The sequence below is a fragment of the Alkalithermobacter thermoalcaliphilus JW-YL-7 = DSM 7308 genome (genome assembly GCA_001584565.1).
Lineage (GTDB): Bacteria > Bacillota > Clostridia > Peptostreptococcales > Peptostreptococcaceae > Alkalithermobacter > Alkalithermobacter thermoalcaliphilus.
Genome location: LSFY01000003.1, coordinates 1 through 23,981 on the forward strand (window position 1 = coordinate 1; position 23,981 = coordinate 23,981).

A 23,981-nucleotide genomic window follows, 5' to 3' on the forward strand; every position below is an offset into this window, starting at 1 on the left:
AATATGGTAAAAGTAGAAGCTACTTGGCTTTATAACTTAGATGAATGGGAAGGTATATACCAAAAGAAAAGAGAAAAGAAATAGAAAAAGAATACAAATCTTCAAAAACATAGTGAAGAAGATAAAATAGGAAGAAATGAACCATGTATATGTGGAAGTGGAAAAAAATATAAAAATGTTGCGGAAAATAAAAATAAATGTATAAACTTTTAAAAAGGGGTATTATATAAATACAACTAAATATTTAATCAATCTCCCCCTAAAAGACTTCTACCCCCCAATAGAAGTCTTCTTTTTTGAGTATACATTTTAATATCTACTTCTTTTAAAAGCTCATCTAAAGAGATTTCGTTATCATACTTAAATTCCTTCAATCCAAAACTAAAATCCACTATATTTTCTAATTGTAGTTTAATAGAATTTATTTTAGCCTTTGCATTTTCTTTATTCATATTTTTAAAGAGTAAGACAAACTCATCTCCGCCTACTCTTGCAAATAGATCAGAATTTCTTATATTTTATTTACTACATAGCAAAACTTTTTTAAAACTTCATCACCTTTAAAATGTCCATAAGTATCATTGATATATTTAAAGTTATTTAAATCGATATATACTAGGGTATAGACTATTTTTTTATCTATACACTTAAAATTTTCACAAAAGAATCTTTTGTTCATTACACCTGTGAGTGAATCAAAATTAGCATATTCTTTAAGTTTGTTAAATAAATTATATTTTTCATGGCCATTTCGAGTTCGTTTTTTATATATACAGTTAATTTTAAATCTTCATCAGAAAAAGATGAATATGAAACACAAGAATCTATATTAACAATTCCAAAAAAAGTAGAATCTATATATAAAGGTACTGATATAGTAGATTTAATATCTAAGGCTCTTATTTTTTTTAATGAGGTATATTTTTCTGAAGATATATTAAGCCTATCGTATTTTTCTGGATTTCTTATTATACTAGCTTCTTTTAATTTATTTTCTTTATATAAAAATAGTTCTTCTACTTTAAGTTTTACATTTTTGAGTTTTTCAAAATCAAATCCTATACATGCTTTAAATTCCATGTAATTTTCTTTTGGATTATATATAAGTATAGACCCTTAGATGCATCGTCTATTAGATCAATCAAGTGCTTTAAAATGAATTCATACATTTCATCTATAGAATCAGCATTATATACTAATTTATTTATTTTATATATTATTTGTTTAGTTTGATTTAATTTTTATCAGCATAGTAGGACAAACGTTTATTTTTAAAATACAATACAAATACTATAAAAAGTAAAACTAGTATAGCTATATCATACATAAAAATATCATTCCTTTACAGTTATATTAAATTTATTATAAAAATTATATCACTAGGCTTGAAAACAAAAATAATTTTATGCGATTATAAACATTTACAATTTATGTATTTTTCTATTAGAATTATATGAGCTTGTTTTATAGATATTAGCGTATTGAAAAGATAATATTTTAAGATTTAAAAAAATATCAAAAAAGTGTTGACTCACAATTTAAAAGGTGATATATTATTACTTGTCGCAAGGACAAGTAAATGAACTTTGAAAATTAAACAGCAGGTAATTAAGCCAGTTACTAAATATAAAAGTTATATTTGAGAGTTTGATCCTGGCTCAGGATGAACGCTGGCGGCGTGCCTAACACATGCAAGTCGAGCGGAGATAGTGTTTAACACTGAGTATTTATTTAAAATGCTATCAGCTAGCCGCGTCAAGCATGCGATAGCGAGCTTTTCGCAAATTATGAATAACACATAATAAGTATTGAGTGTTAAACACCATCTCAGCGGCGGACGGGTGAGTAACGCGTGGGTAACCTGCCCTGTACACTTGGATAACACACCGAAAGGTGTGCTAATACAAGATGATATCAAAGGAAGGCATCTTCTTTTGATCAAAGCTTTTGCGGTACAGGATGGGCCCGCGTCCCATTAGCTAGTTGGTGGGGTAACGGCCTACCAAGGCGACGATGGGTAGCCGACCTGAGAGGGTGATCGGCCACACTGGAACTGAGACACGGTCCAGACTCCTACGGGAGGCAGCAGTGGGGAATATTGCACAATGGGCGAAAGCCTGATGCAGCAACGCCGCGTGAACGATGAAGGCCTTCGGGTCGTAAAGTTCTGTCCTTGAGGAAGAATTCTGACGGTACTCAAGGAGGAAGCCCCGGCTAACTACGTGCCAGCAGCCGCGGTAATACGTAGGGGGCTAGCGTTATCCGGAATTACTGGGCGTAAAGGGTGCGTAGGCGGCCCTTCAAGTCAGAGGTGAAAGGCTACGGCTCAACCGTAGTAAGCCTTTGAAACTGTTGGGCTTGAGTGCAGGAGAGGAGAGTGGAATTCCCAGTGTAGCGGTGAAATGTGTAGATATTGGGAGGAACACCAGTTGCGAAGGCGGCTCTCTGGACTGCAACTGACGCTGAGGCACGAAAGCGTGGGGAGCAAACAGGATTAGATACCCTGGTAGTCCACGCCGTAAACGATGAGTGCTAGGTGTCGGGAGTTACCCCTCTCGGTGCCGTAGTTAACGCATTAAGCACTCCGCCTGGGGAGTACGCTCGCAAGAGTGAAACTCAAAGGAATTGACGGGGACCCGCACAAGCAGCGGAGCATGTGGTTTAATTCGAAGCAACGCGAAGAACCTTACCTAGGCTTGACATCCCTTAGACAGCTCCTTAATCGGAGCCTTCCCTTCGGGGACTGAGGTGACAGGTGGTGCATGGTTGTCGTCAGCTCGTGTCGTGAGATGTTGGGTTAAGTCCCGCAACGAGCGCAACCCTTACTTTTAGTTGCCAGCATTAAGTTGGGCACTCTAAAGGGACTGCCGAGGATAACTCGGAGGAAGGTGGGGATGACGTCAAATCATCATGCCCCTTATGCCTAGGGCTACACACGTGCTACAATGGCCAGTACAGAGGGCTGCAAGGTCGTGAGGCTGAGCTAATCCCTTAAAGCTGGTCTCAGTTCGGATTGCAGGCTGAAACTCGCCTGCATGAAGCTGGAGTTGCTAGTAATCGCGGATCAGAATGCCGCGGTGAATACGTTCCCGGGTCTTGTACACACCGCCCGTCACACCATGGGAGTCGGGGGCACCCGAAGTCAGCTACCTAACCGCAAGGAGGGGGCTGCCGAAGGTGAAATCGATGACTGGGGTGAAGTCGTAACAAGGTAGCCGTATCGGAAGGTGCGGCTGGATCACCTCCTTTCTAAGGAGTTTTACCTGCTGTTTGATTTTGAGAGTTTAGCACTTTGTTAGTGTGCACTAGCACTTTGAGCAACGGAAATCTTTGATTTCGTTGGCGATGTGCTTTAGCACTTTGAAAATTGCATAGCATTAAAGCTGGTCAAGTTATTAAGGGCGCAGGGCGGATGCCTTGGCACCAAGAGCCGATGAAGGACGTGGTAAGCTGCGATAAGCTTCGGGGAGGTGCAAGCAACCTTTGATCCGGAGATTTCCGAATGGGGAAACCCACCTAGAGTAATGTCTAGGTATCCTTAGATGAATACATAGTCTAAGGAGGGGAACCAGGGGAACTGAAACATCTAAGTACCCTGAGGAAGAGAAAGAAAATTCGATTCCCTAAGTAGCGGCGAGCGAAAGGGGATTAGCCCAAACCTATAAAGCTTCGCTTTGTAGGGGTTGCGGATATGCTCTTTAGAAAGTTAGTAGTGTAGTCGAAGAGGTCTGGAAAGGCCCACCACAGAAGGTAACAGTCCTGTAGATTAAACACGAAACCTTTTGAGCATACTCCAGAGTACCACGGGACACGTGAAACCCTGTGGGAAGCAGGGGGGACCACCCCCCAAGGCTAAATACTACTTGGTGACCGATAGCGCATAGTACCGTGAGGGAAAGGTGAAAAGAACCCCGGGAGGGGAGTGAAATAGAACCTGAAACCCTGTGCCTACAAGCTGTGGAAGCACATTTTTAGTGTGACCGCGTACTTTTTGTAGAACGGGCCAACGAGTTACGGTAAGTAGCAAGGTTAAGGACTTAAGGTCTGGAGCCGCAGCGAAAGCGAGTCTTAAATGGGCGTTTTAGTTACTTGCCGTAGACCCGAAACCAGGCGATCTACCCATGGACAGGATGAAGCGAAAGTAAAATTTCGTGGAGGTCCGAACCCACGCACGTTGAAAAGTGCGGGGATGAGCTGTGGGTAGCGGTGAAATTCCAATCGAGCTTGGAGATAGCTGGTTCTCCCCGAAATAGCTTTAGGGCTAGCCTCGAGCTTAGAGAAAAGGAGGTAGAGCACTGACTGTCCTAGGGGCCCTTTGGGTTACCGAAGACTATCAAACTCCGAATGCCTTATTCTTTTGCTCGGGAGTCAGACTATGGGTGATAAGATTCATAGTCAAGAGGGAAACAGCCCAGACCGTCAGCTAAGGTCCCTAAGTATGAGTTAAGTGGAAAAGGATGTGGGATTGCACAGACAACCAGGATGTTGGCTTAGAAGCAGCCATTCATTTAAAGAGTGCGTAATAGCTCACTGGTCGAGTGATCCTGCGCCGAAAATTACCGGGGCTAAAACTCATCACCGAAGCTACGGCATCCGTAAGGATGGGTAGGGGAGCATTCTCTAAGGGCTGAAGCTAAACCGTAAGGATTAGTGGACTTTAGAGAAGAGAGAATGTTGGCATGAGTAGCGAGACGTGGGTGAGAATCCCACGGGCCGAAAACCTAAGGTTTCCTGAGGAAGGTTCGTCCGCTCAGGGTTAGTCGGGACCTAAGCCGAGGCCAATTGGCGTAGGCGATGGACAACAGGTTGAGATTCCTGTACCACCAATTACCGTTTGAGGGATGGGATGACGCAGAAGGATAGGCTATCCTACCGCTGGTCGCGTAGGTCCAAGCATCAAGGGAGTTAAGATAGGCAAATCCGTCTTAACATATCCTAAGGTGTGATGGGGAGCGAATTTAAGTAGCGAAGTAGCTGATTTCATGCTGCCAAGAAAAGTCTCTACCGAGGTAAGAGGTGCCCGTACCGCAAACCGACACAGGTAGGTGAGGAGAGAATCCTAAGGCCAGCGAGAGAACCCTTGTTAAGGAACTCGGCAAAATGACCCCGTAACTTCGGGAGAAGGGGTGCCTCGTTAGGGTGTATGCCCGAGGAGGCCGCAGAGAATAGGCCCAAGCGACTGTTTACCAAAAACACAGGTCTCTGCTAAATCGAAAGATGATGTATAGGGGCTGACGCCTGCCCGGTGCTGGAAGGTTAAGGGGATGTGTTAGCTTTTGCGAAGCACTGAACTTAAGCCCCAGTAAACGGCGGCCGTAACTATAACGGTCCTAAGGTAGCGAAATTCCTTGTCGGGTAAGTTCCGACCCGCACGAAAGGCGTAACGATTTGGGCACTGTCTCAACAAGGGACTCGGTGAAATTGTAATTCCAGTGAAGATGCTGGATACCTGCGACAGGACGGAAAGACCCCATGGAGCTTTACTGTAGCTTGACATTGGATCTTGATACTACATGTACAGGATAGGTGGGAGGCCAAGAAGCCGGGACGCCAGTTTCGGTGGAGCCATCCTTGGGATACCACCCTTGTAGTATTGGGATTCTAACCACAGGCCGTGAATCCGGTCTTGGGACACTGTCAGGTGGGCAGTTTGACTGGGGCGGTCGCCTCCTAAAAAGTAACGGAGGCGCCCAAAGGTTCCCTCAGCACGGTCGGAAATCGTGCATAGAGTGTAAAGGCAAAAGGGAGCTTGATTGCAAGACATACAGGTCGAGCAAGGACGAAAGTCGGGCTTAGTGATCCGGTGGTACCGAGTGGAAGGGCCATCGCTCAACGGATAAAAGCTACCCTGGGGATAACAGGCTGATCTCCCCCAAGAGTCCACATCGACGGGGAGGTTTGGCACCTCGATGTCGGCTCATCACATCCTGGGGCTGTAGTAGGTCCCAAGGGTTGGGCTGTTCGCCCATTAAAGTGGTACGCGAGCTGGGTTCAGAACGTCGTGAGACAGTTCGGTCCCTATCCGTCGCAGGCGTAGGAAATTTGAGAGGAGCTGTCCTTAGTACGAGAGGACCGGGATGGACATACCTCTGGTGCACCAGTTGTCACGCCAGTGGCACAGCTGGGTAGCTATGTATGGACTGGATAAGCGCTGAAAGCATCTAAGCGCGAAGCCACCCTCAAGATAAGATTTCCCACTTTCTAAGGTAAGACCCCAAGAAGACTACTTGGTTGATAGGCTCAAGGTGTAAGCGCAGTAATGTGTTTAGCTTATGAGTACTAATAGGTCGAGGACTTGACCAAAAATGCTATGCAGTTTTGAAAGTGCTAATATATTATGTGGTTACTATAGCAAGGAGGATACACCTGTTCCCATTCCGAACACAGAAGTTAAGCTCCTTTGCGCCGATGGTACTTGGAGGGAAGCCTCCTGGGAGAGTAGGACGTAGCCACATATTTTTTTATGTTTAAAAGTCTACATCTTTATTTTAAAATAAAGATGTAGACTTTTTTTGTACGTAAATTCTAATAAACAAAGGAGTGAATATATGGGTAAAATTACGTTGGTTACAGGTGGTGCTAGGTCCGGAAAAAGCTCTTATGCAGAATATTTATGTAAAATCCAAAACAATAATGTTGCTTATATTGCAACAGCTATACCATTTGATGAAGGTATGACAGATAGGATAAAAAAGCATAAAGAAAGTAGACCAAAAGAGTGGACTACTTACGAAATATATGAAGATGTATACAAAAGTATAAAAGATATATCTAAAAACAACCAAACTGTTATTTTAGACTGCATAGGTTTACTAGTTAATAATCTTATGTTTAAATTTAATGTGAATTATGAAACATGCACAATAGACAAGATAGATGAAATAGAAAAGTACATACAAGATCAAGTTAAGCTTCTTATTAGAGAAATAAAAAATTCAGATTTATATTTTGTAATAGTTACAAATGAAGTAGGGATGAGTATAGTTGCAGATAATAGATTATCTAGAATTTATACAGATATCCTAGGAAGAATAAATCAATTAATAGCTAAAGAAAGTGATACAGTATATTTACTTGTAAGTGGAATACCTGTAAAAATAAAGGGTTGATAGTATGAAAAGATTTATAGGAATACTACAGTTTTTAACTAGAATACCTATAAAAATAGATATAGGTTTTGATGAAGAATTCGAAAAAAGTATAATATATTTTCCACTAGTAGGATTAATTTTAGGTAGTATATATTTACTTATAACATATATATCTTTAAATATATTTAATATATATATATCATCAGTAATATTTTTATTAAGTGAAGTAATTTTAACAGGTGGTCTTCATTTAGACGGATTAGGAGATACTTTTGATGGGATATATAGTTATACAGATAAAGAGAAAATTTTACAAATAATGAAGGATTCAAGACTTGGAACTAATGCTCTTTTAGCTATATTGTTTTTGATACTGTTAAAGCTAGCTTTTGTTTATAGTATAATACAAAAAAACATACTGTATCCTATAGTTATTGTACCCGTAGTTGGAAGATTATCTATTGTATTTGCTTGCTACAAAAATACTACTCCAAGAGAAAAAGGAATGGGGAATATCTTTATAGGAAAAACAACTAATTATCAATTACTTATGTCAATAATTCAGTCTATATTAATAATTGCTTTTTTAATTTTAGACACATATGAATTGATATTTAATATATTATTTATATTTATTCTATGGATATTTGTAAGGCTATTTACTAGATACATAACTAGTAAAATAGATGGAATAACAGGAGATATACTCGGATGTTGCTGCGAAATATCTCAACTTTTATATTTAATATTTTTATATCTAGCTTTGAATATATAAAATTAAGGAGATTTTATGGTAAAGATTATATTATTAAGACATGCTCAAACTGATGACAATAGTAGTATGAAACTATCTGGTCATATAGATAGTAAGGTTAGTATTTATGGGTTAGATCAGATAAAAAGAACTACAGATATTTTAAAAAAAGAAAAAATAGACCTAATATACTCTAGCTCATCTTCAAGAACTAGATACACAGTAAACCATATAGCAAAGGAAAAAAATCTTGATGTAATAGTGGATAGAAATTTAAATGAGATAAATTTTGGAGACCTTGAAGGAAAAACATTTGATCAAATAAAGGAAAAATATAAATCAGAGTTTGATAAGATGATAAGTTTAGGTTTTGAGTATACATATCCAAATGGAGAAAGTTTTAAACAATTTCACGAAAGAGTAGCTAATTGTATAGATCAAATTATAAAAAAAAGCGATGGAAAAACAGTTCTTATATGCACTCATTCAGGAGTTATAAGATCTATAATATCTCATTTGATATCTAAAACCTACAATTATCACTGGAATTTCAAGATAGACAATTGTTCTATAAGTATGCTAGAAATTCAAGATGATTTTGCCGTTATACATACACTAAACAATACATCACATTTAAAGGCAGGTATAAAATATGAAGGTAGAGAAGATTAGAGATTTAACATTAGTTTCTATAGACAATCAAAATAAAATGGTTATATCTTGTGATAGCTGTGGGTCTATTGGGTTAAAAAGTGGTGATGTTTTTAAAGTAGATCCATTCTATGTAGGAAGATTTACTGCTAGAGTAGCATTGCTTGAAGTCCTTTGTAGTGGAGCTAATATAGTATGTATTACAAATGCTATATGCAATGAAATGAATCCTACAGGAAAACAAATAATAAAAGGAATAAAGGAAGAATTGAAACTTTTAGATTTAGATGATGTCGTACTCACAGGAAGTACGGAAGAAAATTTTATAACTACTTCAACTGGATTAGGGGTAACAGTAATAGGTATAGCTAAAGAAGATAAAATTAAAGTAAATAATATAGATTGTAGTTGTATATTAGTTAGCATAGGAATTCCAAAAGTAGGAAATGAAATAGATTTAGATAATGATATACAAATTGCAAGTTATAAAACATTAGATAAACTATTAAATACACAAGGAATATTAGAAATAGTTCCTGTTGGTTCAAAAGGGATAATGTATGAGTGTGAGCAACTAGCAATAAATAATGGTTTAAATCTACAAATATATGAAAACAGTAATATAGATTTATATAAAAGTGCAGGGCCAGCTACTGTGTTAGTTGCTGCAGTAAAAGATAATTGTTTAAAAGATATTAAAGATATAGAAAATCTAAATGTTATAGGAAGATTAATAAAAGGTGAAAAGTAGGGAGTGAATACTAAATGTTATCTCCTAGTTTAGAAGATTATTTAGAAGAATTATATAGACTATCTTTAAATAGGCAAGATATAAGGATAAAAGATATAGCAGACTGTCTTAATGTGTCAATGCCATCTGTTGTAAAAGGATTAAAAAAACTAGATTCCTTAGGATATATAAAATATAAGGCATACGAAAAAATAGACATTTTAGAAAAAGGTATAAAAAAGGGAAAGTTTTTAATAGAAAGAAACAAAATATTAAGAGAGTTTTTTAAAATTATACAGTCTGATTGTGATATAGAAAAAGAAGCAGAAGCAATAGAACACTATTTAAGTGTATCGAGTGTAGAGGCAATAGAAAAGTTAGTATTATTTTTGAAAGAAAATGAAGATATATTAGATAAGTTTAAAAAATACAAATTATATTCAAATTTAAAAGACGATTGATATGCTCTAAGGAGCATATTTTTTTTGTAACAAAAAGTGCGATGATTCATATCATAAACTAACAAAAGGAGATTGTAAGTTAGCCAAGGCTAATAGTAGGAGGTAATTATGAAAAAAATAATATATCTTTCGCAGCTTCCTATAGGTGAAAGTGGAGAAGTTTTAAACTTGTTGTTATCAGGAAGTAGTAGAAGAAGAATGTTGGATTTAGGTATAGTTAAAGGTGCAACAATAAAAGCAGTAAGAAAAAGTCCTCTAGGAGATCCAACAGCCTATTATATAAAAGGAGCATTAATAGCTTTAAGAAAAGAAGAAGCTGATCAAATACTTATTAAGATAGATAGTAAGTAAAGGAGGGATACAATGGGGTTAACACATAGATCAAGTGGTATATCACTTCTTAGAGAAAAATTCAATGTTAAGGTAGAAGATGAAAATGAACTTATAATAGCATTAGCTGGTAACCCAAATGTAGGGAAAAGTACAGTATTTAACTATTTAACAGGTCTTAATCAACATACAGGAAACTGGCCTGGGAAAACTATTTGCAATGCTAGAGGTAGCTACACATATAAAAATAGAAAATTTACTTTAGTTGATTTGCCAGGAACATACTCTCTTTTAGCTTCTTCAGTTGAAGAAGAAGTAGCTCGAGATTTTATATGTTTTGCAAAGCCTGATGCCACTATAGTTGTATCTGATGCAACATGTCTTGAAAGAAATTTAAATTTAGCACTACAAGTAATGGAACTTACAGATAAAGTAATTTTATGTGTTAATTTAATGGATGAGGCAAAGAGAAAAGGAATAGAAGTTGATATTGAATGTTTAGAAAAAGAGCTAGGAATTCCAGTAGTAGCTACTACTGCAAGAACTGGTGAAGGAATAGATAAATTGATAGATAAAGTTTATGAAATTTCCTTAGGTATAAAAAAATATAATCCAAGAAAAATAATCTATTCACAAGATATAGAAAATGAAGTTAAAAATTTAACACTGTTATTAGATAATATCTTAGATAAAAAGTTAGATTCAAGATGGGTGGCACTTAGAATACTAGAAGGAGATAAAACAATTATAAATTCAATAAATAATTACCTGTATAAAACTTAAAGTTAAGAGGTGATATTGTGGAAAAGTTAGATGAGTTAAGAGATCTTATAGAAGAAATAGAAAGTGAAAGTGAAAATAGCTTTAGAGATGAGATGGTAAGAAGTATATATATAGAGGCAGAGAAGATTGCTCAAAAAGCAGTAAAAAATAACAAAGTAAATAACATTAACCTAGATAGTAAAATAGATGACTTATTAACATCAAAACTAACGGGATTTCCTATTATGTTTATTCTTTTAGGAGTAGTATTTTGGATAACAATAGTAGGTTCTAATTATCCATCTGAAATGCTTGCAAATTTTCTGTTTAATATAGAGGAAAAACTTACAAATTTATTTATAAGTATAAATGCTCCTAATTGGATATATGAAGTTTTAGTGTTAGGAATTTATAGAACACTAGCTTGGGTTGTAGCCGTAATGCTTCCACCTATGGCTATATTCTTTCCATGTTTTACATTACTAGAAGATTTAGGATATCTACCACGTGTTGCTTTTAATCTTGATAAGTTATTTAAAAAGTGTGGAGCTCATGGAAAACAGTCATTGACAATGTGTATGGGGTTTGGATGCAATGCAGCAGGGGTTATGGCGTGTAGAATAATAGATTCACCTAGAGAAAGACTTATTGCTATGATAACAAATAGCTTTGTACCTTGTAACGGTAGATTTCCGCTTCTCATAGCATTATCTAGTATTTTTATAGTAGCATCAAGCAAATACGAGACAATATTATCTGCACTATTTGTATCATTTTTAATTTTAATAGGTATAGCTGTCACTCTTATAAGTTCTTGGATACTTTCAAAAACTATGCTAAAGGGAATACCTTCATCATTCACACTAGAGCTTCCTCCGTACAGAAGACCTCAAGTAGGAAAAATACTATACACATCACTTATAGATAGAACTATATTTGTGTTGGCAAGAGCAGTGTTAGTAGCAGCTCCAGCAGGACTTATCATATGGATACTTGCAAACACTCATATTGGAGGAATTAGTATATTATCTCATGCAGCAACGTTTTTAGATCCATTTGCTAAAGCTATAGGGCTTGATGGGTTTATCATAATGGCTTTTATATTAGGATTACCTGCTAATGAAATAGTAATTCCTATATTGATAATGAGCTACATGTCAGAAGGAGCAATGCTTGAGCTTGATAGCTTAGATGCTATGAAAGAGTTATTTATAGCAAACGGGTGGACCTATCTTACAGCTTTAAATGTTATGTTATTTTCACTACTACATTTTCCTTGTGGAACAACACTTTGGACTATAAGAAAGGAAAGTGGAAGTTTCAAATGGACAGCAGTCTCAGCAATAATGCCAACTTTAATAGGAATTGTAGTATGCTTTACATTGACACAAATAGTTAATCTATTTGGACTTTTATAAAATAAAACTATTGCTTTTTATTAAAAGTTGAGTTACAATTATCACTAAGTTTTAAATATGTTTTGTAGAAAATTGTATAAGTAACTCGTATAATTTTGGTAATATGGTCCAAGAGTTTCTACCAGGCTACCGTAAATGGCCTGACTACGGGTGTTTAACTAATATAGTACAATTGTATTTATCTAGCTTAAATTTGCTAGTTTACTTTTTGTACCTATATGTTTTTGTATTTGTTAAACCCTGTGGTATATACCACAGGGTTTTGTTTTTAATTTATACACAATAAGGAGGAAAAAATGGAGCTGTTGAAAGATAAAATACTAGAGCAAGGAAGGATAATAGGGAATGACATATTAAAGGTAGATAGCTTTTTAAATCACCAATTAGATATTTATATTCTAAATGAAATAGGAAAAGAATTTAAAAAAAGATTTAGAGGATACAAAATAGACAAAATCATTACAGCAGAAGTTTCTGGCATTGCAATTGCAGCAATAGCTGCACAGTATTTTAATGTACCTGTAGTATTTGCAAGAAAAAGTCAGTCAAAAAATTTAGATATGGAAACCTATGAAGGTGAGGTTTTTTCGTATACGAAAGATAAATTATATAAAATTAGGATATCAAAACGATATCTAAATAGTGGGGAGAATGTACTTATAATAGATGATTTTCTAGCTAACGGACAGGCTATCCTAGGGCTAAAACAAATTGTTGATCAAGCTAAAGCTAATCTTGTAGGAGTTGGAATAGTAATAGAAAAAGGATTTCAAGAGGGGGGAAAGATATTAAGAGAAGCTGGTATTAATATAGAATCACTAGTAATTGTAGACTCTATGAGTAAAGGACAGATTATATTTAGATAGACTAAAGACTATAAAGGGAGGAACTGTAGATGAATAAAGTTAATTATCCACTATTTAAAAAAGAAGATATTGATGGTTTCTTTGCACTATTTCAAAATAATCTTGCTAACTTTGTATTAATTGCAGTTGCTATGATTGGAATGGGATATCCTGAATGGATTGTTTATAAAAGAGTTATTCCTGGAGCAGCTATATCTGTTCTTTTTGGTAATCTTTATTACGCTCATATGGCAAAGAAGCTTTCTCAAAAGGAAAATAGATCAGATGTTACTGCGCTTTCTTATGGTATAAGTACACCAGTTATGTTTATATATTTATTTGGAGTTTTAAGACCTGCATTAGATATAACAGGTAATCCAGAAACTGCATGGAAAATAGGGATGGCTGCTTGTTTTTTAGGAGGAGTTGTAGAAGCTATAGGAAGTATTGTTGGAAAGTGGATTAGGGATCACTTGCCAAGGGCATCTATGTTAGGAGCTTTAGCAGGAGTAGCTTTTGCATTTATAGGAGGAGAGTTATTCTTTAAAACATACGAAATGCCAGTAGTTGGTATGGTTGTTTTAACTTTTATATTAATAGGACTTATAGGAAAAAAGTCAATGCCTTTTAAAATACCTACATCTTTATTTGCAATAATAATAGGAACTACTTTAGCTTATATTATAAAAAGTGCCGATCCTAGCCAAATAGCAGAAGGATTTTCAACTGTTGGATTTTATATTCCAATACCAACTTTTGGATTTTTATCAGGAATATCATATCTAATGGGACCTATGATAGGATTGTTTGCAATACTTATTCCGATATCAATATATAATTTTATTGAGACTATGAATAATGTTGAGGCTATGTCAGCTGCAGGAGATAGCTATAATGTTCAGGAAGCTCAATTTGCAGATGGACTTGGAACTATGATAGGAAGCTTATTCGGAGGAGTATTCCCTACAACTGTTTATATAGCTTCTATAGGGTCTAAGTGGATGAATGCAGGAAGAGGATATTGTATAATAAATGGAATAGTATTCTTGATTGCATCAACATTTGGTATCATAGCAGCAATGTCAAAAATTATTCCGGTTCCTGTTATAGCACCTATATTAGTATTTGTTGGAATTTCAATGGTATCTCAAGCATTTTCATCAGTTGATAAAAAGCATTACCCAGCAGTAGTTATAGCTATGTTCCCTTACTTTGCAAATTATATTATGACTAGATTCAATGGTTCAGCAGGAGAGATTGTAAATAATTTATCTACAGCAATTGTTCCTTTAGGACAAGGGGCAATGTTTACAGGTCTTATATGGGGTGCTATATTAGTTTATATAATTGATTATGAATTTGATAAAGCAGCTTATGTATCAATAGTAGGAAGTTTATTATCATTAGTTGGGTTTATGCACGCTCCTAAGTTATCTATAGTAAGTGATTATCAATATGTCCTAGGGTATGCTATTATAGGGTTTATGTTTATGATTTTTTCGATAAAGGAAAAGAACAAGGTACCTACTAAGAAAAAATTTATAGAAAATATATAAAGGTGAGTTTATAAGCTCACCTTTTTTCAATCTTTAAAAGAAAGATTTTGTTCAAGGAGTATCTGTGTAGTATAATAGCTAAGGGAGGTGTTTCATGAAACTAGAAAAAAAAGAACTAAAAGTAGTAATAGCTTATATATTAGTTTGTATTATTTGGGGTTCAACATATCTTGCTATAAGAATAGGGGTTCAGAGTTTCCCACCTCAGCTTTTTGCGGGAATAAGATTTTTAATAGCAGGATTTATAGTAATAGTTTTTGCAAAGATAAGAAAACTTGAATTTCCAAATACATTATCAGATATAAAAAAGATATGTATAGTAGGACTTTTTCTTTTATTAGGAGGAAATGGGCTTGTTGTTTTTGCAAGTCAGTGGGTTCATTCAGGAGCTGTATCTATATTAGTTGCAACTGTACCATTATTTATTGCCATAGTAGACTTTTTATTTAATAAAAGAAGAGATATCGACTATCTAACATGGATAGGACTTATAGTCGGATTTGCTGGAGTTATATTCTTAGTTTTATCAGGAAAAGGGGCAGGATCTATAGATATAAAAGGTGGAATATTACTTTTAATAGCTTCTTTATCTTGGGGTATAGGATCGGTTTATTCTAAAACATTTAAACCTTCTGGATCTATAGTAACTCATATAGGAATACAAATGTTATCAGGAGGTATAGGTCTTTGTATAGTAGGAATACTTTTAGGAGAATTATCTAAAGTTAGCTTTAATAAAAGTGCTATCTGGGCAATGCTTTATTTAATATTTATAGGTTCTATGGCAGGTTATGGATCTTATATATATGTTCTTGAAAAGTGGCCAGCGTCTAAAGCGGGAACTTATGCTTATGTAAATCCTATTGTTGCAGTATTTTTGGGAGCTATTGTTTTAGGCGAGCCGTTATCATTTAGTGTTGTTTTATCTACAATAGTTATACTATTTGGTGTATATTTAGTTCAAAAACCTAGAAAACAAAATGTAAAAATAGTTGTACAAAAAGAAAGCTGACATAATTTATGTCAGCTTTTTATCCAAGTAATATACCTAAACTTAAAGCAGTTATAACTATTGCTATAACTACAAGTAAGAATTTAAATACAAATTTTAACCACTTATCGTAAGGAACTCTAGCTATAGCAAGTGCACCCATAACTACAGCACTTGTTGGAGTAAGTAAGTTTACTGTACCAGATGCAGACTGATAAGCAGTTATAACTAAATCTCTACTAACTCCAGCAAAGTCTCCAAGAGGAGCCATTATAGGCATTGATAAAGTTGCAAGTCCTGATGTAGATGGAATTAAAAATGCAAGTGGTATATAGAATAAATAAGTTAGAATTATAAATGCAAATGAACCAACGCCTGTAAGAGCTTGCTCACCTATACTAAGTATAGTATCAGTTATTTTACCAGCATTCATTATTATAGTAATACCACGAGATAATCCTATTATAAGGGCAACTCCAAGTAAATCTCTAGCACCACCTACAAATGAAGATATAAGCTCATCTTCATTCATTCCATAAACAAGACCTATTACAATAGCTGCAACTAAAAATAGTGTAGTAAGTTCTCCAAACCACCACCATAAAGTAGGAACAAAAGTTATACCTAAATCTTCAAATGGAATAACACCAAATATCATAACTGCAAATGTAAGTGCAAATAAAGCAAGTATAAGCTTTCTTTTAGAGTTAAGTTCAGGAAACTCTGATCTAGTATTTTGATTTACAAAATGTCTTTTATTATCTTCCATCATATCGTAAACTAAAGATTTTGAAGGATCTTTTTTTACTTTCTCTGCATATCTCATAACGTATATAATAGCTGCAGTTTCAGCAAGAACTAAAACTAAAAGTCTAATTCCAATACCTTGTCCTAAAGATATTCCTGCAAATCCAGAAGCTATACCAGTAGCAAAAGGATTTACTGTAGAGCCTAAAACACCAGCTCCAGCACCTAAAAGAATTGTACCTACTGCTGTTAAAGAATCATACCCAGCAGCAATGAATACAGGTAAAAGTAAAGGGTAAAAAGCTATAGTTTCTTCAGCCATACCAAAGGTACTTCCACCAATACCAAAGAATATCATAAGAACTGGTATCATCCATTTTTCTCTACCCTTTAACTTTGCAGTAATAGCTGCAATTCCTGCATCTATGGCACCAGTTTTCATAACAACACCTAGGAAACCACCTATAATGATAACAAATAATGCTACATCTTTAGCATCATAAAAACCATTAACAGGAGCCATAAGAATATCAGAAATTCCTTGAGGTGATGCCTCTACTAAATGATATGTTCCAGGGATAGGTTCCTTTTTCGAAGCAGTAGGGTCTACATAGTCATATTGACCAGCAGGAACTATCCAAGTAAGTAGTGCTACAACTATTATTATAGAAAATAAAATAGTATAAGCACTTGGCATTTTAAATTTTTTCATAAATATACCTCCTATTCTTTTGTTAATTCATATATTGCACTTGCATATATCTTTGCAGCCTTAACTAAATCATCTATAACAACATACTCGTTAGCTTGATGTTCAACCTTAGGTTTTCCAGGAAAAACTGCTCCAAATGCAACACAGTTATCTATAGCTCTTGCATAAGTTGCTCCACCTGAAGATAAAGGAGTTGGATCAAGACCTGTTTCTTTTTCAAACACATCTTTTAAAGTTTTTATTAAAACGTGATCTTCAGGAAGGTATATAGCCTTTAGAAAATCATGTTCTATGTATTCAAGATTATAAGACTTAGCCTTTTCTTTTATAGCATCTTCTATTACCTTTTTATCAAAAGTTACAGGAATCCTAATATCTAAGCCAATTTCTTCTATATCTTTATTTAAAGTTACTTTTCCAACATTTACAGTTAGTTTTCCAGAAGCATTATCTTCACAGTTTGGCAATATGTTTTCTCCGTTATAAGTTTGTTTTATAATATCGGCAACAAAATCTATACAATTAGACCTTATACCTATATTTTTTAAAGCTATAAAAAGCCTACATATAGCATTAATACCATATTCAGGTTTAGCAGCATGAGAAGACTTACCTGTAACTAGTATACTGTCTTTATTCATTTCATACTCAAACCCTAATCTATCAAGCTCTTTAGCTAAATCAATCATTTTTTCACCAGAATATACAGCTTTATCAGGAACAGAATTAAATGCAGTTCCACCACTAAAAGAAACATTCGATATATTTTTAGATCTTAATATAACTTGCAAAAGTCCCTTTTCAGCATTAATCATAGGGAATGTAGAATCAGGAGTAAAACCATAAGATGGTATTTCCTCATTTTCAATATACTTTTTCATATCTCTCCAAAGATTTTCTTCATCAGTTCCAAATATAAATCTAACTCTTTTATTAAATTTAAAACCTATATCCATCAAAGCTTTAACAGCATATATAGCAGCAATAGTAGGTCCTTTATCATCTTGTGTACCTCTACCATATATTTTTCCGTCATTTACAACTGCAGCAAACGGAGGAAATTTCCAGCTGTCAATTTCACCTTCAGGAACTACATCAAGATGACCTAATATACCTATCATTTCATCACCTTGTCCAATTTCTGCGTATCCATAATATCCATCTCCATAGAAAACTTTAAATCCCAAAGACTCACAAAGTGATAAAGTATACCTTAGAGCTTTATCTATATTTTCTCCAAATGGATACTTATCATCTCCTTCAGATAATACACTAGGTATTTTTACTAACTCCTGAATTGAAGATACCATCTCATCTCTTAACTCATCAATTCTCTTTTTAAAATCCATAATATACCCCCTAGAATAAATAATTTGAGTTTATAATATACGATTACAATAATATTTTCAAGTAAAAATATACTTAATGCTTGTCATTATTTCTTAGAAAAAAGCATAGTATTGTATTGAGAATGGACAAAAGGGGGAGTGAGATGGAAAGGGAGAAGATAAGTGTTTATTCAGAAATAGGAAAATTAAAGAAAGTTTTACTTCATAGGCCAGGCAGAGAAATAGAAAATATAACACCTCAAATAATGTCAAGATTATTATTTGATGATATTCCTTATCTAGAAGTAGCAAGAAATGAACACGATGAGTTTGCAAATATACTAAGAAAAAATAAAGTTGAGGTTTTATATTTAGATGATCTAGTATCGCAGGCAATAAAAGAAAATGAAATTAAAAATATGTTTATAGATGAATTTATAGATGAAGCTAATATAAACAGCAAACAAAAAAGAGAAGCTATAAAAGAATATCTTCTTGAATTTAATGATACAAAAGAAATGATAGCAAAAATGATAGAAGGTATAAGAAAAGAAGAAATAAAACAAAAACAGAAAAAATCACTAATAGATATTATAGATACAGAATATCCGTTTATAGTAGATCCTATGCCAAACCTATACTTTACAAGGGATCCTTTTGCAAGTATAGGAAGAGGCATATGTTTAAACAAGATGAAAACGATTACAAGGAATAGAGAAACATTATTTTCAAAGTACATATTTAAGTATCATCCAGAATTTAAAAATGAGAATATCCCATTTTGGTATAAAAGAGAAAATGATGAGCCAATAGAAGGTGGAGATATACTAGTTTTAAATGAAAAAATAATAGCTATAGGAATTTCAGAAAGAACAAGCCCAGATGCTATAGAAAACTTTGCAAAGAATATATTCTCAAGTGATGAAAGTTTTGAAACAATACTTGCTTTTGACATACCGAAAAAAAGAGCATTTATGCATTTAGATACTGTATTTACAATGGTAGATTACAATAAATTCACAATACATCCAGAGATAGAAAAACCACTTACTATATATTCAATAAACAAAAAGTCTGATGAAGAGATAACAATTAACAAAGAAACTATGAAGCTAGAAGATATACTCAAAAAATATTTAAACCTAGATGATGTAGTATTAATACGATGTGGAAATGGAGATAAAATTCACTCGGGGAGAGAGCAGTGGAATGATGGATCAAATACATTAGCAATAGCTCCTGGAGAAGTTATAGTTTATTCAAGAAATCATGTAACAAATAGATTGCTTGAAGAACATGGAATAAAATTACATATCATGCCATCTTCAGAATTATCTCGTGGTCGTGGGGGACCAAGATGTATGTCAATGCCAATTATAAGAGAAAAATTAAAATAGGGGGGATTTAAATGCCAGTAAATTTAAGAGGAAGAAGTCTTTTAACACTTAAAGATTTTACGCCACAAGAAATAAAATATTTATTAGATCTAGCAAGAGATCTTAAAAATAAAAAAAGAGCAGGTATAAAAGGAAACTTATTAGAAGGAAAAAATATAGTTTTACTATTTGAGAAAACATCAACTAGAACAAGGTGCGCTTTTGAAGTTGCAGCATTAGATGAAGGAGCACATGTAACGTTTTTAGGCTCAAGTGATAGTCAAATGGGAAAAAAGGAATCCATAGAAGATACTGCAAAAGTTTTAGGAAGATATTACGATGGAATTGAGTTTAGAGGATTTAAACAAGAAACTGTAGAAGAATTAGCTAAACATGCAGGGGTTCCAGTATGGAATGGACTTACAGATATGTATCATCCAACTCAAATACTTGCGGACTTTTTAACTATCATGGAACATGTTAATAAGCCTTTAAATAAAGTTAAATTTGTATACGTTGGAGATGCAAGAAACAATATGGGTAACTCTTTAATGATAGGTGCAGCTAAGATGGGAATGGATTTTGTTGCACTTGCTCCAAAATCACTATGGCCATCAGAAAAGTTAGTATCTGAAATGAGAGAAGTTGCTAAAGAAACTGGTGCAAGTATAACTTTAACAGAAGATATAAATATTGTTAAAGGAGCAGATGTAATATATACAGATGTTTGGGTATCAATGGGAGAAGAAGATCAATTTGAAGAAAGAATTAAATTATTAAAGCCATATCAAGTTAATATGGATATGATAAAGAAAACTGAAAATGAAAATGTAATATTTATGCACTGCTTACCTTCATTCCACGACACTGAAACTAAAATAGGAAAAGAAATATATGAAAAATTTGGATTGAAAGAAATGGAAGTTACAGATGAAGTGTTTAGATCTAAACATTCTGTTGTATTTGATGAAGCAGAAAACAGAATGCATACAATAAAGGCAGTTATGGTTGCAACTATTGGAAATATATAAAATGGGGGTAGGTAGGAATATGAAAAGCAAAATTGTAGTAGCTTTAGGGGGAAATGCACTTGGAAATACACCAAAAGAACAGTTACAGTTAGTAAAAAATACAGCAAAACCAATAGTAGATTTAATAGAAGAAGGAAACGATGTAATTATAGCTCATGGAAATGGACCACAAGTTGGAATGATAAACTTAGCTATGGAAACAGCTTCAAAATCAGAAGCTAAAACTCCTGAAATGCCATTTCCAGAGTGTGGAGCTATGAGTCAGGGATATATAGGATATCATCTCCAAAATGCAATAAGAGAAGAATTACTAAATAGAAATATAAATAAACCTGTTGCAACAGTAATAACACAGGTTATAGTAGATAAGTCTGATAGGGCATTTGAAAACCCTACAAAGCCTATAGGATCGTTTTATACTGAAGGAGAGGCTAAAACGTTAACAGAGCAAAAAGGATACATAATGAAAGAAGATGCAGGAAGAGGATATAGAAGAGTAGTACCTTCACCAAAACCTATAGATGTAGCAGAAAAAGAAGTAGTAAAAACTTTAGTTGATAGTGGTCATGTTGTAATAACAGTAGGTGGTGGAGGAATCCCAGTTATAAAAGAAGGAAATAGCTTAATTGGAGTAGATGCTGTAATAGATAAGGATTTTGCAAGTGAAAAAATAGCAGAAATATTAGATGCAGACTATTTAATAATATTAACAGCTGTTGAGAAAGTAGCTATAAACTTTGGAAAAGAAAATGAAAAATGGTTAGATAAAATCACTACTAAAGAAGCTAGTGAATATATAAAACAAGGACATTTCGCTCCAGGATCAATGCTTCCAAAAGTTGAAGCTGCTGTTGAGTTTGCTAGATCAAAGAAAGGAAGAAAAGCACTTATAACGTCTTTAGAAAAAGCTAAAGAAGGTATTAAAGGGCTTACTGGAACATTGATAATAGATTAACTTTATCTGAATAAAAGGTGTTGCTAAAAAAAGCAACACCTTATTTTATTTTGTAACATAACATATATTAATCCACATAAAGGGGGGGATTAATATGAAAAAGGGAGACTTAGTCGTAAGAAAATCACACGGTAAAGATGTGCTTTTTAGAATAGTTGATATACTTGAAGATGAAAATGGGAAAAAGAATGCAGTCCTTAAAGGAATCAATTTTAGACTATTAGCAGATTCTCCAATAGATGATCTAGAACAAATAAGAGAAGATGAGGCTACAAACTATGTTTTTAGCAAAAGAATAGAAAATTTATTTGAAAGAATATTAAAAGAAAGAGCAGACAGACAAAGAAAATACAAAAGAAGTGATGAAGGATTTGGTAATCCCGGGCGGGTATTACACCTAGATGGAGATGCTGAATATCTAAAAATATGCCTAGAAGCTTATCAAAAACTTCAAATAGAAGCTGTAGGAATGGTAGTTGCAGAAAGTGATCAGCATAAGGTAGTAAGATCCTTATTAAAGGAGCATTCACCTGATATATTAGTAGTTACAGGACACGATGCAATTTTAAATTTTTCAGGGGATTTTAAAGATATATCTAATTACAGAAACTCACTAAACTTTATAAAGGCTGTAAAAGAAGCTAGAAAATATGAACCAAATATAGATGATTTAGTAATATTTGCAGGAGCTTGTCAATCACATTTTGAAGCCTTATTAAAAAGTGGAGCAAACTTTGCAAGTTCGCCACATAGAATTCTTATACATTGTCTAGATCCTGTTTTAGTGGTTGAAAAAATAGCTTATGCGAGAATAAATACAGTAATAATGCTAAAAGAAATCCTTGAAAGCACAATAACAGGAACTAAGGGGGTAGGTGGATTAGAAACTAGAGGAAAATACAGAATGGGAATGCCAAAATCATTATACGAATAGTATGGATAGTATCTACAGAGATTTAATTGCATATAATGTCAGCAAAAACATTCCTCTAGACTACCACGAACAAGCCCTTAAGTGCCAAGCAATAATAGAGAGAACTTTGTTATTTAGAAAAATAAAAAATAAAGAGAGTATATCACTTGATATAGATAAAGAAAACATAGATAAAAGAGCTTATGAAGCTGTAGATCAAACAAGAAATTTAGTAATAATGATAAACAATAATCCAATAATGGCATATTATCATTCTTGTTGTGGTGGAAGTACAGAAAATAGTGAAAATATTATAAATTATCAAGTTGATTATCTAAGAAAAGTAATTTGCAATGAATGTCAAAAAACAAAAGAGTTTGATCAACAAATAGATATAGATATACAAGATTTAGCAAATATATTTAACATAAAGTTAGATTTAGAAAATATAAATATTTGTGATATAGATAAAATATTAAAAGTTATTCAAAGAGATGGTGAAGACAGAGTTAAAAACTTAAAGGTTTTTAATAAAGAAGTAAAGCCTTTAGACTTTATAAAAAGTTTAAACTTAGAATCTACAAGATTTAGATTTATACCTCTTAAAATAAGATTTTACTCAAAGGGAATAGGAAGTGGACTTGGGCTTTGTCAGTACGGAGCAAACGAAAAAGCAAAGAATAACTGGACATTTGAACAAATTTTAAATTACTACTACACTAATATAAATATATGTACAGTTGAAGAATTTAATTCTAAATTTCCTTTAATAGGAAAAAAGATTTTTATAGATCCAGGACACGGTGGACGGGATAAAGGAAATTTTACAGAAGATAATATATGTGAAAAAGATATTGTTCTAAATTTTTCTATAAAATTAAAAGAAGAATTACAAAAATACGGAATGAAGGTCAATTTAAGTAGATATAGTGATGAATATGTATCATTAGATGATAGGATAGAAAAATCAAAAAAGGAAAAATATGATTTTTTAATAAGTGTTCATGTAAACAAATCTAAATTTGAAACAATAAGTGGAATAGAAGCTTTTTATTACTGGGGAGATACAGATGCATATAATCTAGCAAAAGTTATACTTGAGAGTATAAGCGAAGGTATAAAGGTGAAAAATAGGGGGGTAAAGCAAGGAAATTTTTATATACTAAGAGAAAGTATAGCTAGTGGAATATATATTGAAATAGGATATTTATCTAATGAAGATGAAAAAGAAAAACTAAAAGATGATAATTTTATACAGACCATGGCAACATTGGCATGCGAAGGAATACTGAAATATTATTCAAATAAAATGTTGACATATACGTAAAAA

Annotated in this window: 22 protein-coding genes, 3 rRNA genes and 1 riboswitch; of the genes, 20 read left to right on the plus strand and 5 right to left on the minus strand. The window is 33.7% G+C overall.

Translation table 11 applies throughout. The features are described from left to right. Window positions 1–126: 126 nt before the first annotated feature. Window positions 127–213: an SEC-C metal-binding domain-containing protein gene (locus JWYL7_RS10950; protein ID WP_072280264.1), complete on the plus strand. Its 87-nt coding sequence runs from the start codon at window positions 127–129 to the stop codon at window positions 211–213. A gap of 35 nt (window positions 214–248) precedes the next feature. On the opposite strand, the gene JWYL7_RS09755 is transcribed toward JWYL7_RS10950, so the two are convergent. From JWYL7_RS09755 to JWYL7_RS09760, 3 genes are read right to left on the minus strand one after another with little or no spacing between them, the layout of a single operon-like run. Then, the gene (locus JWYL7_RS09755; RefSeq protein WP_083528415.1) at window positions 249–515 is read right to left on the minus strand and encodes a GGDEF domain-containing protein; all 267 of its coding nucleotides are present in this window, start codon (window positions 513–515) and stop codon (window positions 249–251) included. After that, complete coding sequence (locus JWYL7_RS10235) at window positions 512–679, minus strand: diguanylate cyclase (RefSeq protein ID WP_083528417.1); 168 nt, start codon at window positions 677–679, stop codon at window positions 512–514. The genes JWYL7_RS09755 and JWYL7_RS10235 overlap by 4 nt, the downstream gene beginning before the upstream one ends. Further along, a complete protein-coding gene (locus JWYL7_RS09760) occupies window positions 679–1,080 on the minus strand; it encodes a GAF domain-containing protein (RefSeq protein ID WP_066072505.1) in 402 nt (133 codons plus the stop codon). The genes JWYL7_RS10235 and JWYL7_RS09760 overlap by 1 nt, the downstream gene beginning before the upstream one ends. Window positions 1,081–1,635: 555 nt before the next feature. On the opposite strand from JWYL7_RS09760, the gene JWYL7_RS09765 reads away from it, so the two are divergent. The 14 genes from JWYL7_RS09765 to JWYL7_RS09830 all read left to right on the plus strand — a co-directional run bounded on the left by JWYL7_RS09765 (window position 1,636) and on the right by JWYL7_RS09830 (window position 15,610). Beyond that, window positions 1,636–3,249, plus strand: a 16S ribosomal RNA gene (locus tag JWYL7_RS09765). A gap of 136 nt (window positions 3,250–3,385) precedes the next feature. Next, a 23S ribosomal RNA gene (locus JWYL7_RS09770) occupies window positions 3,386–6,303 on the plus strand. Between the two features lie 35 nt (window positions 6,304–6,338). Then, window positions 6,339–6,455: ribosomal RNA gene (rrf, locus tag JWYL7_RS09775) — 5S ribosomal RNA — on the plus strand. Together the 16S, 23S and 5S rRNA genes form the textbook arrangement of a ribosomal RNA operon. 93 nt (window positions 6,456–6,548) lie before the next feature. Continuing rightward, window positions 6,549–7,109 (plus strand): bifunctional adenosylcobinamide kinase/adenosylcobinamide-phosphate guanylyltransferase, encoded by a 561-nt coding sequence (cobU, locus tag JWYL7_RS09780; RefSeq protein ID WP_066072509.1) that lies wholly within the window; start codon window positions 6,549–6,551, stop codon window positions 7,107–7,109. 4 nt (window positions 7,110–7,113) lie between these two features. After that, window positions 7,114–7,866: an adenosylcobinamide-GDP ribazoletransferase gene (cobS, locus tag JWYL7_RS09785; RefSeq protein ID WP_066072513.1), complete on the plus strand. Its 753-nt coding sequence runs from the start codon at window positions 7,114–7,116 to the stop codon at window positions 7,864–7,866. Between the two features lie 15 nt (window positions 7,867–7,881). Next, the gene (locus JWYL7_RS09790) at window positions 7,882–8,517 is read left to right on the plus strand and encodes a histidine phosphatase family protein (RefSeq protein WP_066072516.1); all 636 of its coding nucleotides are present in this window, start codon (window positions 7,882–7,884) and stop codon (window positions 8,515–8,517) included. Then, the gene (locus JWYL7_RS09795) at window positions 8,498–9,247 is read left to right on the plus strand and encodes an AIR synthase related protein (protein WP_066072518.1); all 750 of its coding nucleotides are present in this window, start codon (window positions 8,498–8,500) and stop codon (window positions 9,245–9,247) included. Before JWYL7_RS09790 ends, JWYL7_RS09795 begins: the two co-directional genes overlap by 20 nt. A gap of 14 nt (window positions 9,248–9,261) precedes the next feature. Then, a complete protein-coding gene (locus JWYL7_RS09800) occupies window positions 9,262–9,687 on the plus strand; it encodes a metal-dependent transcriptional regulator (protein ID WP_066072521.1) in 426 nt (141 codons plus the stop codon). Window positions 9,688–9,795: 108 nt separating this feature from the next. Next, a complete protein-coding gene (locus tag JWYL7_RS09805; protein ID WP_331721918.1) occupies window positions 9,796–10,038 on the plus strand; it encodes a FeoA family protein in 243 nt (80 codons plus the stop codon). Window positions 10,039–10,050: 12 nt separating this feature from the next. Continuing rightward, entirely contained in the window at window positions 10,051–10,800 is a 750-nt protein-coding gene (locus JWYL7_RS10435; RefSeq protein ID WP_066072528.1) for a FeoB small GTPase domain-containing protein, read from the plus strand. A gap of 17 nt (window positions 10,801–10,817) precedes the next feature. Continuing rightward, window positions 10,818–12,197 carry a nucleoside recognition domain-containing protein gene (locus JWYL7_RS10440; RefSeq protein ID WP_331721919.1) on the plus strand — a complete coding sequence of 460 codons (1,380 nt, stop codon included), beginning with the start codon at window positions 10,818–10,820 and terminating at the stop codon, window positions 12,195–12,197. A 65-nt stretch (window positions 12,198–12,262) separates the two neighbouring features. Next, window positions 12,263–12,364: riboswitch (purine riboswitch) on the plus strand. Window positions 12,365–12,493: 129 nt separating this feature from the next. Next, the gene (locus tag JWYL7_RS09820) at window positions 12,494–13,063 is read left to right on the plus strand and encodes a xanthine phosphoribosyltransferase (RefSeq protein ID WP_066072534.1); all 570 of its coding nucleotides are present in this window, start codon (window positions 12,494–12,496) and stop codon (window positions 13,061–13,063) included. Window positions 13,064–13,092: 29 nt separating this feature from the next. Continuing rightward, window positions 13,093–14,598 carry a solute carrier family 23 protein gene (locus tag JWYL7_RS09825; RefSeq protein WP_066072537.1) on the plus strand — a complete coding sequence of 502 codons (1,506 nt, stop codon included), beginning with the start codon at window positions 13,093–13,095 and terminating at the stop codon, window positions 14,596–14,598. Window positions 14,599–14,692: 94 nt separating this feature from the next. Further along, window positions 14,693–15,610: an EamA family transporter gene (locus tag JWYL7_RS09830; protein WP_066072540.1), complete on the plus strand. Its 918-nt coding sequence runs from the start codon at window positions 14,693–14,695 to the stop codon at window positions 15,608–15,610. 19 nt (window positions 15,611–15,629) lie between these two features. Here JWYL7_RS09830 and JWYL7_RS09835 read toward each other — a convergent pair whose 3' ends face one another. Continuing rightward, the gene (locus tag JWYL7_RS09835) at window positions 15,630–17,048 is read right to left on the minus strand and encodes a YfcC family protein (RefSeq protein WP_066072542.1); all 1,419 of its coding nucleotides are present in this window, start codon (window positions 17,046–17,048) and stop codon (window positions 15,630–15,632) included. Between the two features lie 11 nt (window positions 17,049–17,059). Next, complete coding sequence (pepV, locus tag JWYL7_RS09840) at window positions 17,060–18,397, minus strand: dipeptidase PepV (RefSeq protein WP_066072545.1); 1,338 nt, start codon at window positions 18,395–18,397, stop codon at window positions 17,060–17,062. 143 nt (window positions 18,398–18,540) lie between these two features. Between pepV and arcA the strand changes: the two genes are divergently transcribed. The 5 genes from arcA (at window position 18,541) to JWYL7_RS09865 (ending at window position 23,978) form a co-directional block, all read left to right on the plus strand. After that, window positions 18,541–19,773, plus strand: a complete 1,233-nt coding sequence (arcA, locus tag JWYL7_RS09845) for an arginine deiminase (protein ID WP_066072548.1) — start codon at window positions 18,541–18,543, stop codon at window positions 19,771–19,773. 11 nt (window positions 19,774–19,784) lie between these two features. Continuing rightward, a complete protein-coding gene (gene argF / locus JWYL7_RS09850; RefSeq protein WP_066072551.1) occupies window positions 19,785–20,783 on the plus strand; it encodes an ornithine carbamoyltransferase in 999 nt (332 codons plus the stop codon). A gap of 19 nt (window positions 20,784–20,802) precedes the next feature. Continuing rightward, window positions 20,803–21,738 (plus strand): carbamate kinase, encoded by a 936-nt coding sequence (arcC, locus tag JWYL7_RS09855; RefSeq protein WP_066072656.1) that lies wholly within the window; start codon window positions 20,803–20,805, stop codon window positions 21,736–21,738. Window positions 21,739–21,832: 94 nt separating this feature from the next. Then, window positions 21,833–22,672: a sporulation peptidase YabG gene (yabG, locus tag JWYL7_RS09860; protein WP_066072554.1), complete on the plus strand. Its 840-nt coding sequence runs from the start codon at window positions 21,833–21,835 to the stop codon at window positions 22,670–22,672. A 1-nt stretch (window position 22,673) separates the two neighbouring features. After that, window positions 22,674–23,978, plus strand: a complete 1,305-nt coding sequence (locus JWYL7_RS09865) for an N-acetylmuramoyl-L-alanine amidase (RefSeq protein WP_066072557.1) — start codon at window positions 22,674–22,676, stop codon at window positions 23,976–23,978. Window positions 23,979–23,981 lie beyond the last annotated feature (3 nt).

What these genes read in the sequence shown, in the direction of transcription:
- JWYL7_RS10235 (WP_083528417.1), bottom strand. Translation starts at nt 679, where the DNA reads ATGAACAAAAGATTCTTTTGTGAAAATTTTAAGTGTATAGATAAAAAA.
- JWYL7_RS09760 (WP_066072505.1), bottom strand. Translation starts at nt 1,080, where the DNA reads ATGGAATTTAAAGCATGTATAGGATTTGATTTTGAAAAACTCAAAAAT.
- cobU (WP_066072509.1), top strand. Translation starts at nt 6,549, where the DNA reads ATGGGTAAAATTACGTTGGTTACAGGTGGTGCTAGGTCCGGAAAAAGC.
- cobS (WP_066072513.1), top strand. Translation starts at nt 7,114, where the DNA reads ATGAAAAGATTTATAGGAATACTACAGTTTTTAACTAGAATACCTATA.
- JWYL7_RS09790 (WP_066072516.1), top strand. Translation starts at nt 7,882, where the DNA reads ATGGTAAAGATTATATTATTAAGACATGCTCAAACTGATGACAATAGT.
- JWYL7_RS09795 (WP_066072518.1), top strand. Translation starts at nt 8,498, where the DNA reads ATGAAGGTAGAGAAGATTAGAGATTTAACATTAGTTTCTATAGACAAT.
- JWYL7_RS09800 (WP_066072521.1), top strand. Translation starts at nt 9,262, where the DNA reads ATGTTATCTCCTAGTTTAGAAGATTATTTAGAAGAATTATATAGACTA.
- JWYL7_RS09805 (WP_331721918.1), top strand. Translation starts at nt 9,796, where the DNA reads ATGAAAAAAATAATATATCTTTCGCAGCTTCCTATAGGTGAAAGTGGA.
- JWYL7_RS10435 (WP_066072528.1), top strand. Translation starts at nt 10,051, where the DNA reads ATGGGGTTAACACATAGATCAAGTGGTATATCACTTCTTAGAGAAAAA.
- JWYL7_RS09820 (WP_066072534.1), top strand. Translation starts at nt 12,494, where the DNA reads ATGGAGCTGTTGAAAGATAAAATACTAGAGCAAGGAAGGATAATAGGG.
- JWYL7_RS09825 (WP_066072537.1), top strand. Translation starts at nt 13,093, where the DNA reads ATGAATAAAGTTAATTATCCACTATTTAAAAAAGAAGATATTGATGGT.
- JWYL7_RS09830 (WP_066072540.1), top strand. Translation starts at nt 14,693, where the DNA reads ATGAAACTAGAAAAAAAAGAACTAAAAGTAGTAATAGCTTATATATTA.
- JWYL7_RS09835 (WP_066072542.1), bottom strand. Translation starts at nt 17,048, where the DNA reads ATGAAAAAATTTAAAATGCCAAGTGCTTATACTATTTTATTTTCTATA.
- pepV (WP_066072545.1), bottom strand. Translation starts at nt 18,397, where the DNA reads ATGGATTTTAAAAAGAGAATTGATGAGTTAAGAGATGAGATGGTATCT.
- arcA (WP_066072548.1), top strand. Translation starts at nt 18,541, where the DNA reads ATGGAAAGGGAGAAGATAAGTGTTTATTCAGAAATAGGAAAATTAAAG.
- argF (WP_066072551.1), top strand. Translation starts at nt 19,785, where the DNA reads ATGCCAGTAAATTTAAGAGGAAGAAGTCTTTTAACACTTAAAGATTTT.
- arcC (WP_066072656.1), top strand. Translation starts at nt 20,803, where the DNA reads ATGAAAAGCAAAATTGTAGTAGCTTTAGGGGGAAATGCACTTGGAAAT.
- yabG (WP_066072554.1), top strand. Translation starts at nt 21,833, where the DNA reads ATGAAAAAGGGAGACTTAGTCGTAAGAAAATCACACGGTAAAGATGTG.
- JWYL7_RS09865 (WP_066072557.1), top strand. Translation starts at nt 22,674, where the DNA reads ATGGATAGTATCTACAGAGATTTAATTGCATATAATGTCAGCAAAAAC.